This is a genomic window from Leucobacter sp. GX0328 (assembly GCF_053567315.1).
Genome location: NZ_JBSGPC010000001.1, coordinates 916,881 through 929,525 on the forward strand (window position 1 = coordinate 916,881; position 12,645 = coordinate 929,525).

15 protein-coding genes and 1 tRNA gene are annotated in these 12,645 nt (G+C 68.6%); 3 read left to right on the plus strand and 13 right to left on the minus strand.

Annotation, left to right across the window (positions count from 1 at the left end; genetic code table 11):
• Positions 1 to 17 precede the first annotated feature (17 nt).
• From ehuB to ACUYTF_RS04145, 3 genes are all read right to left on the minus strand, one after another.
• Positions 18 to 920 (minus strand): ectoine/hydroxyectoine ABC transporter substrate-binding protein EhuB, encoded by a 903-nt coding sequence (gene ehuB / locus ACUYTF_RS04135; protein ID WP_434142975.1) that lies wholly within the window; start codon positions 918 to 920, stop codon positions 18 to 20.
• Positions 921 to 1,038: 118 nt separating this feature from the next.
• Positions 1,039 to 2,256 (minus strand): MFS transporter, encoded by a 1,218-nt coding sequence (locus tag ACUYTF_RS04140; RefSeq protein WP_434142974.1) that lies wholly within the window; start codon positions 2,254 to 2,256, stop codon positions 1,039 to 1,041.
• Between the two features lie 21 nt (positions 2,257 to 2,277).
• Complete coding sequence (locus ACUYTF_RS04145) at positions 2,278 to 3,066, minus strand: maleate cis-trans isomerase family protein (protein WP_434142973.1); 789 nt, start codon at positions 3,064 to 3,066, stop codon at positions 2,278 to 2,280.
• Positions 3,067 to 3,168: 102 nt separating this feature from the next.
• Here ACUYTF_RS04145 and ACUYTF_RS04150 point away from each other — a divergent pair, with 102 nt between their 5' ends.
• Positions 3,169 to 3,642, plus strand: a complete 474-nt coding sequence (locus tag ACUYTF_RS04150; protein ID WP_434142972.1) for a RidA family protein — start codon at positions 3,169 to 3,171, stop codon at positions 3,640 to 3,642.
• Positions 3,643 to 3,668: 26 nt separating this feature from the next.
• Here ACUYTF_RS04150 and ACUYTF_RS04155 read toward each other — a convergent pair whose 3' ends face one another.
• From ACUYTF_RS04155 to ACUYTF_RS04190, 8 genes are all read right to left on the minus strand, one after another.
• Positions 3,669 to 4,373, minus strand: a complete 705-nt coding sequence (locus ACUYTF_RS04155; RefSeq protein ID WP_434142971.1) for a GntR family transcriptional regulator — start codon at positions 4,371 to 4,373, stop codon at positions 3,669 to 3,671.
• Between the two features lie 33 nt (positions 4,374 to 4,406).
• Complete coding sequence (locus ACUYTF_RS04160) at positions 4,407 to 5,111, minus strand: FCD domain-containing protein (protein WP_434142970.1); 705 nt, start codon at positions 5,109 to 5,111, stop codon at positions 4,407 to 4,409.
• A gap of 152 nt (positions 5,112 to 5,263) precedes the next feature.
• Entirely contained in the window at positions 5,264 to 5,569 is a 306-nt protein-coding gene (gene rpsN, locus ACUYTF_RS04165) for a 30S ribosomal protein S14 (RefSeq protein ID WP_434142969.1), read from the minus strand.
• A gap of 3 nt (positions 5,570 to 5,572) precedes the next feature.
• Positions 5,573 to 5,740, minus strand: a complete 168-nt coding sequence (gene rpmG, locus ACUYTF_RS04170; RefSeq protein WP_434142968.1) for a 50S ribosomal protein L33 — start codon at positions 5,738 to 5,740, stop codon at positions 5,573 to 5,575.
• Positions 5,740 to 5,976 (minus strand): 50S ribosomal protein L28, encoded by a 237-nt coding sequence (rpmB, locus tag ACUYTF_RS04175; RefSeq protein WP_434142967.1) that lies wholly within the window; start codon positions 5,974 to 5,976, stop codon positions 5,740 to 5,742. The genes rpmG and rpmB overlap by 1 nt, the downstream gene beginning before the upstream one ends.
• 211 nt (positions 5,977 to 6,187) lie before the next feature.
• Positions 6,188 to 7,453 carry a cation:dicarboxylate symporter family transporter gene (locus ACUYTF_RS04180; protein ID WP_434142966.1) on the minus strand — a complete coding sequence of 422 codons (1,266 nt, stop codon included), beginning with the start codon at positions 7,451 to 7,453 and terminating at the stop codon, positions 6,188 to 6,190.
• 148 nt (positions 7,454 to 7,601) lie between these two features.
• Complete coding sequence (locus ACUYTF_RS04185) at positions 7,602 to 8,132, minus strand: hypothetical protein (protein ID WP_434142965.1); 531 nt, start codon at positions 8,130 to 8,132, stop codon at positions 7,602 to 7,604.
• Positions 8,133 to 8,288: 156 nt separating this feature from the next.
• Positions 8,289 to 8,376: transfer RNA gene (locus ACUYTF_RS04190), tRNA-Ser, on the minus strand.
• Positions 8,377 to 8,603: 227 nt separating this feature from the next.
• Here ACUYTF_RS04190 and ACUYTF_RS04195 point away from each other — a divergent pair.
• Positions 8,604 to 9,245 (plus strand): lipase, encoded by a 642-nt coding sequence (locus tag ACUYTF_RS04195; RefSeq protein WP_449279350.1) that lies wholly within the window; start codon positions 8,604 to 8,606, stop codon positions 9,243 to 9,245.
• Between the two features lie 147 nt (positions 9,246 to 9,392).
• Here the strand turns inward: ACUYTF_RS04195 and ACUYTF_RS04200 are convergent, their stop codons facing one another.
• Both ACUYTF_RS04200 and ACUYTF_RS04205 read right to left on the minus strand, forming a co-directional pair.
• The gene (locus tag ACUYTF_RS04200; RefSeq protein WP_434142963.1) at positions 9,393 to 10,649 is read right to left on the minus strand and encodes a glycosyltransferase; all 1,257 of its coding nucleotides are present in this window, start codon (positions 10,647 to 10,649) and stop codon (positions 9,393 to 9,395) included.
• Positions 10,649 to 11,836, minus strand: coding sequence for a glycosyltransferase (locus tag ACUYTF_RS04205; protein WP_434142962.1), 1,188 nt, complete (start codon positions 11,834 to 11,836; stop codon positions 10,649 to 10,651). The genes ACUYTF_RS04200 and ACUYTF_RS04205 overlap by 1 nt, the downstream gene beginning before the upstream one ends.
• A gap of 165 nt (positions 11,837 to 12,001) precedes the next feature.
• On the opposite strand from ACUYTF_RS04205, the gene ACUYTF_RS04210 reads away from it, so the two are divergent.
• Positions 12,002 to 12,310 (plus strand): helix-turn-helix domain-containing protein, encoded by a 309-nt coding sequence (locus tag ACUYTF_RS04210; protein WP_434142961.1) that lies wholly within the window; start codon positions 12,002 to 12,004, stop codon positions 12,308 to 12,310.
• Positions 12,311 to 12,645: the final 335 nt, after the last annotated feature.

The window sequence follows — 12,645 nt, forward strand, 5'->3', positions numbered from 1 at the left end:
CGCGGGCGATCCGCGCGTCAGCCCGCGTTCTTGCAGAGCTCTTCGGAGGTCACGCCCTCGACGGCCTCGGGGTCGAAGCCCCACTTGGTGAGGATCTGCGCGAACTCGTCGGTCTTCTTGAACTCCGCGAGCGCCTCGTTGTAGGCGTCGAGCAGCTCGGTGTCGCTCTTGCGGAACGCGGCGCCCGAGCCGGTGCGCGGCGCATCCTCGATCGCGTCGGTGACCTCGAGGCTCGCGTCGTCCTCCGCGATGAGGTCGCGCAACGACAGCGTTGGCAGCAGGAAGGCGTCGGCGCGGCCGGCGCCGATCGACTCGACGCCGCTGCGCGCATCCTTCACGAGCACGTGCTGATCGGCGGGCACCTCGGCGGACTTGAGGATGCCCTCCTCGAAGCCGCCGGTGAGCACCGCGATCTTCAGGTCGGGGTTGTCGAGCACGTCCTGAATGGTGGTGATGCCCTCGGGGTTGCCCTTCGGCACGCCGAACGATTCCGTCGACACGATGACCGGCTCGGAGTAGGCGACCGCCGCGCATCGCGACTCCTTCATGAAGAGGCCCGCGGCGACGACGTCCCAGCGGTCGGCATCGAGGCCGGGGATCATCGATTCGTACGGCGTGGTCACCCCCTGGATCTCGTCGATGCCGATCTTCTTGAGCACGGCGGCGAGGACGTCGGGCTCAGCGCCGGTGACGGTGCCATCGGTCTCGACCTGCGTGTAGGGCGGCTCGTTGGCGATCGCCACCCGAAGGTACCCGTCCTGCTGCGCACGTTCGAGCGTGCTCGTCGCCGCGCCGTCGCCCGCGGGCGTCCCCTGCCCCGGCGTCGTGGTCGAGCACGACACGAGCAGTGCGGCGGCGAAGGCGCCGCCGAGCACTGCCGTCGCTACCCGACGGGTACGCGTGAACTGCTTGAGGGTCATCATTGACTCCTTATTCAGAATGTTCTGCCGTTATGGACGGGCGGGCCCGCGTTCGAGCGATATCGAAACTGTAGGACAATCCCACCCTAGGACAATATGGCAGTCTTTGCGACGACCGTCAAGGCATCCTGCGGCGTCGTGATGCGCCCGTGACATCCGCCCGGCGAGCCCGTACCGCGAGCACCAGTCCGAGCAGCAGTGCGACGCACGACACCGTCACGACCGCGGGCACGGCACGGCCCGCGGAGAGCGCGATTCCCCAGCCGACGCCCCCTGCCCACAGGCCCGCATCGACCGTGAGATTCCAGACCACCGAGGCACGGCCCGCCTCGAGCCGCCTCAGCACGGCGTGCAGCGTGACCGTCTGCACGGCGCCGATGCCCGCCCCGAGCAGCAGCCCGCAGACCACCACCGCAGCGAGCCCGGGCACGAGCACGCCTGCGGCGGCGGCGACCGCGACGCACCCGGCGACCAGCACCCAGGCCACGCCGGCCGGCAGCCATCGCTCCAGCTCTCCCCCGAGCCAGCGCCCGATCGCATTGCCCAGCTGCACGCAGAAGATCGCGAGCGCGGCGCCGGCGGCATCCGAACCGAGCACCGCGAAGCTCGACAGGCCGTGCGAGAGCAGCAGCACGCTGACGAGCAGGAACGCCAGCACCCCGATGGGCACGCCGGAGAGTCGCCCTCGCCACGGCACGGCCCGCACGCGCCCGGGCACCCCAGCCCGCCCCGGCTCCCGCCCCGCCCCGGCGGGAAGGCGGCTCGCGGCCGCCGCCGACACTGCGCAGAGCGCTGCCGCGCCGACCCCGAAGACCTCGGGCGAGAGCACCAGGGCGAGCTGCACGCCGGCAGGCGAGCCGAAGGCCGAGGCGAGGAGCGTGACGAGGCCGTAGACTCCGAGTGCCCGCCCGAGCGAAGCGCCGGGCACGAACAGGGCGACGCCCTGCGTGCCGACCACGACGATCGCACCGAACCCGATGCCGCTGAGCGCAGCGCCCGGCATGAGCAGCGCCGGTCCGCTCGCGGAGCCGGAGAGCAGTGCTCCGACGCCGAGGAGGATGAGCGCGAGTACGAGCACGAGCCGCAGCGACCACCTGCGCACGAGCGCCGGGACGAACGCCTGAACGGCCATCACGAACGCCATCATCGCGCCCGTGAAGAGGCTGCCGAGCTCCGGGGCATCGGGCCTCGTGACCGGGAGCAGCGAGTAGAGCGCGAAGAAGACGGCGATGCCCGCCGCCACCGCTGCGGTGAGCAGGGCGAACGCGCGCACCGCACCGCCCGGCACGCGCCCCGCGCTCTCGGCGGGCCCCTTCGCGGGGGAATCCGCCCCCATCATCGACGCCCTTCCGCCCGGCTACGCCTCGATGAGACGCTGGCCGGGCCCCACTGCAGCCGCGCCGATCGCGCGCAGGGCCGCCCACACCGTGGCCTGGTTCGCCGACACGATCGGCTTGCCGAGCTCCTGCTCGAGCGGCGCGATCAGGTCGTAGCTCGGCAGATTGGTGCAGCTCACCACGATCGCCTCGGCGTCCGGGTGATCGACGTCGCGGATGAGCCGGGCGGTGCGCTCGTACGGCACGCTCCAGATCTCTCGATCGAGCCCGAGCGCCTCGTGCTTCACGACGGCGATATCGTGCTCGCCGAGATAGCGGTCGAGGTGCACCGAGAGTTCGGGGAGGTAGGGGGTGGCGACCGCGACCGTTCGCGCGCCGAGTACGCCGAGCGCGTCCACGAGCGCGCCGGACGTGGTGAGCGCGCGGGTCGCGCCCGCACGCAGCATGGAGGCGCGCAACTCCTCCTCCCCCGCCCTGCCGCGCACGAAGCTCGCCGAGGTGCACGCGTACGCGACGGTATCGGCCCGGCCGGCGATCACACTGCGCACCCCCTCGCGCAACTGCTGCTCGTCGGAGATCTCGAGCGCGAAGTCGACGGTGACGGCGTCGTCGACGTACGGCGTACGCGTGATCAGCAGGTCGACGTTCGGCGGGCACCAGCGCCAGAGCTCGGCATCGAGCTCGAGGTCGAAGGGCGCCACGATGCCGAGGGCGAGGCGCGACTCGGGCCCCGCTGGCAGGTGCGTCTGCTCAGGGATCCCTGTCGCTTGCGCGGGTGCGCCCATGTGGGCTGCGGTGTTCGGTTCCATCTCCGCCTCGGTTCATGCAGTGCTCGCTCGGCTCACACGAGCAAGCGTGTTATTGTTGAATTGTTGACATTCTAAACACGAAACCGACCGGAGGGAAGACCCGTGCGCCTCACCCCGCAGCAGATCGCCGAGCTGCTCCCTCCGCCCCCGCAGCCCGCAGCCGACTACCTCCCGGTGCGCGAGGCCGCGGGCATGCTGCACGTCGCGGGGCAGACCCCGCACATCGCCGGCGATATCGCCATGCGAGGCGTGGTCGGCGAGTCGGTCGCGCCCGAAGACGCTCGCGATCTCGCCCGCACCGCCGTGCTCAACGCGGTCTCGGCCCTGCAGCAGCACCTCGGCGACCTCGATCGCATCTCGCACTTCGTCTCGCTCACGGTGTTCGTCGCGGCGCTGCCGACATTCACCCGCCACCCCTGGGTCGCCGACGGCGCATCGAATACGCTCGTCGAGCTCTTCGGCGAGGCCGGGCGCCACGCGCGCGCAGCGGTCGGCGTCGCATCGCTCCCCGACGGCGCCCCCGTCGAGGTCAGCGTCATCGCCTACGCGGAACCCCTCCCGAAGACGAATCGCTGACGCCGCACGGGGCGGTCGCGCGCGACTCAGTCCGAGCTTTCGACCTCTCGCAGGATCATCTCCACGGCATGGTCCATATGCTCGGCGAGCAGCCGGTGCAGCAGCGGCACGTCGCGCTCGCGGATCGCCTGCGCGATCGCACGATGCTCGGCCAGTCGCTCGGCCGCCGGGTAGACGCGGCTCTCGAGCCCCGAGAAGCACATGCGCGCCTCGGTCGCGAGCGTCCCGTACATGCGGTCGAGCCGAACGCTGTGCGCTTCGGCGACCATGCGCTCGTGGAACTCGATATCCAGCCGGGCGATCTCCTCGAGCCCGGCCCCTTGAGCGATCCGCTCCTCGTACAGATCGCTCGAGGCGTCGAGCGCCGCAGCCATCTCTGATGCGCGGTCGGTGACATCGATCACCTTGAGGCAGGCGGCCCGCTCGATGGCGAGTCTCGCGGTATAGATGTCGAACACGGCCGCCGAGTCGAGCTCTGCGACGAATACCCCGCGATTCGGGCGGCTCACGAGCAGACCCTCCTGGGTCAACCGCTGCATCGCCTCGCGCAGCACGCCACGGCTCACCTGCAACTGCTTCGACAGCTCGACCTCGACGAGCTGCTGCCCCTGGGCGAAATGACCGAGGGCGATCCCCTCGCGCAGACGCCGGGAGATCAGGCTCGCCGTCGATTCGGCCCGGATCGGCGCGATATCCGCACTGTCGAGCCCGCGATTCACCACCTCAGTCATGATGCCGTCCCCGGTTCCGGTATCCGCGCACGACTACTGCCGCCGCGCTGCGGGCTCGGACGCGTCGGCCCGCACGGTCAGAATGTCACGCAGACGGGATTCGTTCTCATCGATGTGCTTGAGCAGGAGCGCCTCCGCATCGCTCGTGCGACGCGAGACCAGCGCATCGACGATCTCGCGGTGGCGGTCGACGATCGCCTCCTGCGGATGCAGGTACTCCTCATCGGTGTGCGAGAGCACCGCGAAGTAGAAGATGAGCTCCTTGCAGATCGTGTCGTAGAAGGCCGACAACCGCTCCGACCGGAGCAGGCCGACGATGGCCTGGTGCAGCGCGAGATCGGCCGCGATGATCTGGTCGGGCTCGAGCCCCGCCGCCGTCGCTTCGAGTCGCTCGCATGCCTCGGAGAGCGTGGCGAGCTGCTCATCGCTCGCCTCGACCCGCACCGCAGCGAGCTCGATATGACGGCGGGTGCGGAACACGTCGGCGAGATCGGCGACCGACGGCGTGGTCACGACGGCGCCGCGATGCAGCTCGTACTTCACGAGCCGGCTCTGCTCGAGCAGGCGGATGCCCTCGCGCAGCGAGTTGCGCGAGATCTCCATGCGCTTCGCGAGCTGGGTCTCCCGCAGCGGTTCGCCCGCCGACAGCACGCCGGTGACGATGAGCCTGCGCAATCGGTCGGAGACCAGCTCGGCGGCACTGGTCATCTGTATGGGTTCGACTGCGTACTCCGGCATGGAATCAGCGTACACCGTCAGATCGTCGACAATACGACGTGCAGACCGAGCAACGACCAGGAACCGGGGAAATGCAGAACGGGCGCGGATCCCGAAGGATCCGCGCCCGTTCGACTACCGAATCGGCAGCCCGGTGCTTACCGGTCGGGCTGCTACCAGCTCGACTTGGTGATGCCGGGCAGCTCGCCGCGGTGCGCCATATCGCGGAAACGCACACGCGAGATGCCGTACTTCGACAGGACGCCGCGGGGGCGGCCGTCGATGACGTCGCGGCTGCGCACGCGCACCGGCGATGCGTTGCGGGGCAGCTTCTGCAGGCCCACGCGAGCGGCCTCGCGGCTCTCATCGGTGCCGTTGGGGTCGACCAGAGCCTTCTTGAGCTCGGCGCGCTGCTCTGCGTAGCGTGCGACGATCTCCTGGCGCTGCTTGTTCTTCGCGATCATGCTCTTCTTCGCCATGATTTAGCGCTCCTCTCGGAAGTCAACGTGCTTGCGAACGACCGGGTCGTACTTCTTGAGCACGAGACGATCCGGGGTGTTGCGACGGTTCTTCTTCGTCACATAGGTGAACCCGGTGCCCGCAGTCGACTTGAGCTTGATGATCGGACGTACGTCCTTGTCCTTAGCCATTAGAGCTTCACCCCACGCTTCTGAAGGTCAGCGACCACTGCATCGATACCGCGGGCATCGATGACCTTGATGCCCTTCGCCGACAGGGTGAGCGTCACCTTGCGGCCGAGCGACGGCACGAAGTAGGTCTTCTTCTGGATGTTCGGATCGAACCGACGCTTGGTGCGACGGTGCGAGTGCGAAATGTTGTGTCCGAAGCCGGGAACGGCTCCAGTCACCTGGCACACTGCTGCCATGGTTTTTCCTCTCATACCGTGAGACCGGACGGCCTCACCCAAGATTTCTTGTCTGCGAGACCCTGTCTCGTGCAGCGCTCTCGCGTCGCAGGCGACAGATCGGTGAAGGGATCTCGCGGTCTGCGCAATGGGACTTTGCACAGCCAAAGAGCAAGCCTACAGCACACTCGCCCGATCGCCAAGCGATGATCTCCGCGATCCCTGGGCGGGTTCAGGCCGCGGCTTCGCCCTCGAGCGCCTCGACCGCCTCTGCGGCTTCGGCCCGGTGGCCCTGGCCCAGGCTGCCGCGGGTCAGCTTGTTCATCACGATCGCGATCGCGCCGTCGCCCGTCACGTTGGTCGCGGTGCCGAAGCTGTCGAGCGCGATGTACGCGGCGAACATGAGGCCGACCTCGACATCGCCGAAGCCGAGCATCTGCACGAGGAGCCCGGCCGCAGCGGCGATCGCCCCGCCCGGCACGCCGGGGGCCGCGATCATCATGACGCCGAGCATCATGATGAACGGGAAGTAGGCGCCGAACGACACGTCGCCGCCGGTGAGCAGCAGCACCGCGATCGAGAAGCAGGTGATCTTCACCATCGAGCCCGACAGGTGGATGGTGGCGCACAGCGGCACGACGAAGCCCGCCACCGACTTCGAGACGCCGTTCTTCTGCGCCGATTCGAGCGTGACCGGGATGGTCGCGGCCGACGACGAGGTGCCGAGCGCGGTGAAGTAGGCGTCGCGCATGTTCCACAGCGCGCGCAGCGGGTTCACGCCGCCGATGATGCCGGCGATCGTGTACTGGATCAGCAGCACGACGAGGGTCAGCGCGAACGAGACCACGACCACGAGCAGGAACTTCGAGACGACGATCATCGCCGAACCGCTCGCCGAGAGGTCCATGAAGATGCCGAAGATGAACAGCGGCAGCGCGGGCACGATGATGCGGCGGATCAGCGACTCGATGATGGTGCGGAACTCGACGGCACCGCGCAGCACGACGGTGCTGCGGAACGCGGTGAGGCCGATGCCCACCACGAAGGCGAGCACGAGGGCGCTCATCACGTCGACGACCGGCGACAGCACGATCTCGGTCGCGGCGTCGCCCGCGGAGGAGACGACGGAGACGTACGGTTCGAAGCCCGACCCCTCGCCGTCGCCGAGCGAGCTCGCGCCCGCCCCCGACATCGATGCGGTGAAGAGCCAGCGGCTGACGAAGTAGGCGAGGAGGCCGGCGAGCAGGGTCGATCCGTAGGCGATGCCGGCGGTCACGCCGAGCCACTTGCCGGCGCCTTTGCCGAGCTCTGCGATCGCCGGGGTCACGAGACCGAGGATGATCAGCGGCACCGCGAAACCGAGGAAGCCGGAGAAGATCGAGTTGTAGGTCAGGAAGAGGCTGCCGAGCCACTGCGGCATGACGGGGCCGATGAGAATGCCGAGCACGATGGCGGCGATGATCCAGCCGAGCAGCGGCACGGAGCGGAGGAGTTTCATGGGGTCCTTCTGGGACGGAAGCTGAAGGGCCCGAGATGCCGAGCCTCGGAACAGTGTAAGAGATGCGCGCGCAACGCGTCGCAGCCCCGGCGCACTACCGCAGCAGCGGCACCCTCGATCTCCTGGCCAGCAGTAGACCGCGCCCACTTCAGCCCGCGACGTCACCGGTGGTGTATCTGACCGCGAGAAGGAGGTGACCATCAGGTGCGTTCGCGTCGTCCAAACCCACGAACGGGCCCTCCGCTCCCCGATCAGTGAATCGGCCCCCGAGCCCTTCGTCCGCACGCGGATGCGGATCGTATCCGGTGCCTTTGTAGTATCCGGCGCTTTCGAGCAGCGAGACGATATCCTCCAGATCTGCTTCAGGATAGGTGGCGTAGAAGACGACCACATCATCGACGTCTGCACGGCCCTCGCACTCGGATGCCGGCAGCCCGGGAATAATCGCCGTGAGATCCGCATGGTCGAGAGGTGAGTATCCGGTGAGGATGAGTCTCTTCAAGATGCGTTCGCAGTCTTCCGGAGCCACCGACCCGGAGGCAGTGCTTGACTCTGACGAGCGGAGCTGGTTCGTTGGCCCTTCAACATCTCCAGCGTCCGAAGGGGTGCTCGCGCAACCGGCGAGCAGCAGAAAGGACGCACCGATAGCGGCAAGGTTACGAGCGCGGTGGAATTTCATGATGCTCCTCCAGGGCCTGGCGTTGTATTCCAGCCCGTTTCTAGCACTCGGAACAGCACGGTTGCTCGCGTTCGGTGCCGGAACCGCACTCTCCGGAAAATTCGAACGCGCGAGCCCCGCCGACGCGAAAACCCCACCGCGCGAGCGATGGGGTTTTGGCGGAGGATGGGGGATTTGAACCCCCGAGGGCGTGAACCCAACACGCGTTCCAGGCGTGCGCCATAGGCCGCTAGGCGAATCCTCCTCACCGGCGAAAAGCCAGCGCGCATCAGTCTAGCGGCATCGCGCCGCCCCGTCATATCGGCGACTGCAGCGGCGCTCGTGCTGCCGCCCCCGACGCCGCAGAATCGTTCGATTCCTGAGAACTTCGCGCCTCGGACTTGAAAAGTAACAGAACGGTAACGCATACTTGTTCAGTCGCGGGGCGAGGCTCCGCGTTTTTCGAGTCAGCGAATCCGGAGTTCAATCACAGTGCAATCCTCTGCCAAGGCGTTCATCGTGGGCCTGGTGTCTTCGATCACCTTCGCTTTCGGGGCGGCCCCCGCGGTCGCAGCAGCACCGGTCGAAGACTTCACCGCAAGCGCTCCCGCTGCCGCCGTGCAGACGAGCACGACCCCGGTGGCCCAGACGCTCGACACCGCGCTGGCCGACACCGACATGCTCGCGTCGCCGCTCGATCTCGCCGAAGAGGCGTCGATCCCCCACAACTTCGACGTGGCCGCCACGATCGCCCTCGCCGAGAGCGAGATCGGTACGAGCCGCCCGACCGGCTGGAGCGCCCCGGGCGAGTGCATCATGTCGGCGCAGCGCTGGATCCGCGCCGGCGGCGGCAACTGGGTCGGTGGCGGCAACCCCGTCACCAACTACGACACCGCGACGCGCATGACCATCGCCGATGCCGCTCCCGGCGACATCGTGCAGTACGAGAACATCGAATCGCCGACCTCGTGGGTCACGGGCGTGCACACCGTCATGATCGTCGGCGTGAACACCGACGGCACCTTCCAGATCATCGAGTCGAACAACCCCGGCGGCTCGGGTCTCGTCAGCAAGGACGAGGCATGGCTGCCGAAGCCGCCGAGCGGCTTCGAGGCCGTCGTCTGGCGCTTCTAGGCCCGACCGGCCGATTTCCCGGGCACCGCGTCCGCCCGTCGTTCGGTTCACACCCGCATTTCGGATGAGAACCGGGCTTTCGATCCGAAGTTCGGGTGAGAGCCGAAGTTCGGGTGACGCCCTGGGCGCAGCTGCGTTCCCGACCGGTCAGACGAGCGATTCGTAGAGCTCGGCGAGCTTCGCGACCTGCGTCGATTGCAGGAAGCGCCGCGCCTCGGGCGCCGGCACGCGCACGGCGTCGCCCCCGGAGCCGCCGGCTGCGCCCCCGCCCTGTGCGGCTGCGGCGGCGATCTCGACGACCGCACGCTCGAGCGTCGCCGCGAGCGACTCCACGGTCGCCTCGGGCACCCGCCACTCGGGCCGCACGGCGACGTCGTCGGCGATCTCGGGGTCGCTGAAGACGGTCGGCGTGCCGAGCGCCGCGGCTTCGAACGGCGTCATGCCCTGCGTCTCGAAGCCGATCGAGGTCTGCACGAGCGCATCCGCGTCGTGGATCGCGGCGAGCGCGTCGCGGTACGGCACCGGGCCGGGGACGGTCACCCGGTCGGCGAGGGCGAGCTCGGCGATGCGCGCCTCGACGCGCGGCAGCAGCAGGCCGGCGCCGTGCAGGGAGACATCGGCGTCGATGCCCGACCGGGCGATGGCGTCGATGAATTCGAGCACCCGCTTCTCGTGGCTCATGCGCCCGAGCCAGACGAGGCGAGGCCGTTCGCGGGGCGAGCGGCGCCGGGCGCGTACGTCGGCGATCGCGTCGTCGTCGACGCCGTTCGGGGTGACGAGCACCCGTTGCGCGACGCCGTGCGTCTCGAGCGCGGTCGCGAAGTGCTGCGATGGGGCGGTCACGGCGTCGGCGTCGGCCGCGAGCTCGGCGAGGTACCGCCAGGCTCCCCGGGCTTCGCGCGACACGGGACCGCGAGGGGCGCCGAGCGCGAGACGCCGCCAGGCCTGCAGACCTGCGAAGGCGAACGGCGCGAACGGTGTGACCGCGCGCGTGCCCTCGTCGACGTGGTTGTGCATGGTGTGCACGACGGGAACGCGCCGGCCCGTGGCGGCGCTGAGGCCGCGCGCCGCGCGGTATCCGGTCATCGCCCCCCAGAAGTCGCCCTGCACGTGCACAAGATCGACGCGCGGCAGGTCGGCGAGAGCTTCGGCCAGGGCGCGGTCGGTGCGGGCCGTGGGCCAGGCGATGCCGTACTCGCGATCCTTCGTGATCGCGCGCGACGGCAGGTCGATGTAGGCGCCGCGGTTCGCCCGCGCGGTCGCGTAGCCGGGCCGGTGCAGCGCCGGTGCAGCGATGGTCACTCGGTGCCCGAGCCGCTCGAGGTAGTCGCGCTGCAGCCTGATCACGACCTGCACCCCGCCGAGCGACTCCGGGTGCTGATCGGTGACGATGAGGATGTGCATCAGCGCGGAGCGCTCTCGCCGCGGTAGAGCGCTTCGAACGTGTCGAGGGTGCGGTCGATGTCGTGAGCCTTCACGGCTTCGAGCGAGGCGAGCTGCATCTCGCGATACTGCTCGGCCGGCAGCGAGAGGATCTGCGAGACCCGTTCGGCGAGCTCGCGATCGTTGCGCGGTTGGAAGAGGTAGCCGTTCTCGCCCTCGTGCACGAGGTGCGGCAGCGCCATCGCGTTCGCGGCGACGATGGGCAGGCCCGACGCCATCGCCTCCATCGTCGCGATCGACTGCAGCTCGGCGATCGATGCGATCACGAACACGCTCGCGCGGGTGAGGTGCGCGCGCAGCTCGTCGTCGCTGACGCGACCGGTGAAGACGACGCGGTCGGCCACGCCGAGATCCCTGGCGAGCTTCTCGAGGTTCTTGCGCTGGTCGCCGTCGCCCACGACGGTGAGGCGGGCGTCGAGGTCGCGGGCGAGTCGCGGCAGCGCGCGCACGATGACGTCGATCTCCTTCTCGAGCGTGACGCGGCCGACGAACACGAGTTCGTTCGAGGTGCGCGGCGCGAGATCCGCGGTGTAGTCGGAGGCGCGCAGCCCGCAACTGACAGGGATCACTCCGCTGCGCTTCGTATTGCGTTCGAGGAAGTCGGCGGCGCGGCGCGTGGGGGTCGTGATCGCAGCGGCCAGTTTCAGCACGCTGTCGGCGTCGTGCCAGCCCCAGCGCACGAGCACCCGTTTGAGGCGCTTCGGCAGCAGCGAGAAGTCGAACACGTTCTCGGGCATCACGTGGTTCGTGGCGATGATGCGGATGCCGCGCTTCGCTCCTTCCCTCGCGAGAGCGCGGCCGATGATGATGTGCGACTGGATGTGGATCACGTCGGGGCGCACCTGGTCGAGCACCTTGCGCGCGTAACCGCGGGCGCGCCAGGGCAGCACGAAGCGCAGCCACTCGTGCGGGTACCAGCGCCAGCTCGCCCAACGGTGCAGCGTCATGCGCTCGCCCTCGACCGTCTCGACGAAGGCTCCGGTGCGGCGGTGCCGTGTCGAGGGCGCGACGACATGCACATCGTCGCCCCGGCGCACGAATCCGGCTGCCAGGCGTTCGGCGAACCGGGCGGCGCCGTTCACGTCGGGTGTGAAGGTGTCGCACCCGATCAGGATGCGGAGGCGGGTGGGTCGATCGCTGGTGCTCACGGTGTCGCGGGAGTCCTATCGGTCCGGGATATTCGGCGTTGTGGCCGACGCCTCAAGTGTAAGCAGCGCCGACCCGGAAACCGCCGTGACCCGTACGTGCTGACCTAAATTGGCCAGTGCCTTAAATCTCTGGTGCCATGGCACTGGGTCCAGCACGCTTAAACCATGCCCCGTACCCACTCCGCCGCTGCCGTGACGATCGGCAAGCGCATTCGCGAGATACGCCAGCGTCTGGGCATTTCTCTCGAAGATCTGGGCGAGCTGTCCGAGCTGAGCTGGACGAGCATCGGCAAGATCGAGCGCGGCGTTTCGAGCCCGACGGCCGAGACGCTCGTGCGCATCGGCACCGCTCTCGAGGTCGACCCGGGCAGCTTTCTGGCCGGCATCACCGCGGACGACTACGGCAGCCGCATGCATCAGCTCTCGGCGCGCGAGCTGATCCGCGAGCGCCGTGCGCGGGCCGGTCAGGGCTGAGCGGGCTTCCCGCTCGAGGCCCATCTTCAGCGCGCCAATCTCATCGGACACTCTTCCGGCCAGGCAAGCGATACCGGCAATTAGGGCGGCTCCCGAGTTTTGGACCGAGGTGACGCTAACCGCCTGAACCGTCATGCACTCGGAGGGCAGGAACACCTCGGTCATCGCCACATCTGCAGGCTGCACCCATCATCCCGGCGGAATGGTCCACTCCCATCTGTGTCCTGTCGAGCGAACGCACCTCCGCAGTCTCGCGCAAGGTCGTCTCCGAGATCACGGACCTGGGGCGGTGGGAGCTTTGCTTCCTGCAGGGCAGATCGAGATGCGTGTTGCGC

Coding starts and splice junctions, on each gene's coding strand:
- rpsN (WP_434142969.1), bottom strand. CDS start 5,569: ATGGCGAAGAAGAGCATGATCGCGAAGAACAAGCAGCGCCAGGAGATC.
- ACUYTF_RS04200 (WP_434142963.1), bottom strand. CDS start 10,649: ATGCACATCCTCATCGTCACCGATCAGCACCCGGAGTCGCTCGGCGGG.
- ACUYTF_RS04160 (WP_434142970.1), bottom strand. CDS start 5,111: ATGCCGGAGTACGCAGTCGAACCCATACAGATGACCAGTGCCGCCGAG.
- ACUYTF_RS04185 (WP_434142965.1), bottom strand. CDS start 8,132: ATGAAATTCCACCGCGCTCGTAACCTTGCCGCTATCGGTGCGTCCTTT.
- ACUYTF_RS04140 (WP_434142974.1), bottom strand. CDS start 2,256: ATGGGGGCGGATTCCCCCGCGAAGGGGCCCGCCGAGAGCGCGGGGCGC.
- ACUYTF_RS04210 (WP_434142961.1), top strand. CDS start 12,002: ATGCCCCGTACCCACTCCGCCGCTGCCGTGACGATCGGCAAGCGCATT.
- ACUYTF_RS04180 (WP_434142966.1), bottom strand. CDS start 7,453: ATGAAACTCCTCCGCTCCGTGCCGCTGCTCGGCTGGATCATCGCCGCC.
- ACUYTF_RS04145 (WP_434142973.1), bottom strand. CDS start 3,066: ATGGAACCGAACACCGCAGCCCACATGGGCGCACCCGCGCAAGCGACA.
- rpmG (WP_434142968.1), bottom strand. CDS start 5,740: ATGGCTAAGGACAAGGACGTACGTCCGATCATCAAGCTCAAGTCGACT.
- ACUYTF_RS04155 (WP_434142971.1), bottom strand. CDS start 4,373: ATGACTGAGGTGGTGAATCGCGGGCTCGACAGTGCGGATATCGCGCCG.
- ehuB (WP_434142975.1), bottom strand. CDS start 920: ATGACCCTCAAGCAGTTCACGCGTACCCGTCGGGTAGCGACGGCAGTG.
- rpmB (WP_434142967.1), bottom strand. CDS start 5,976: ATGGCAGCAGTGTGCCAGGTGACTGGAGCCGTTCCCGGCTTCGGACAC.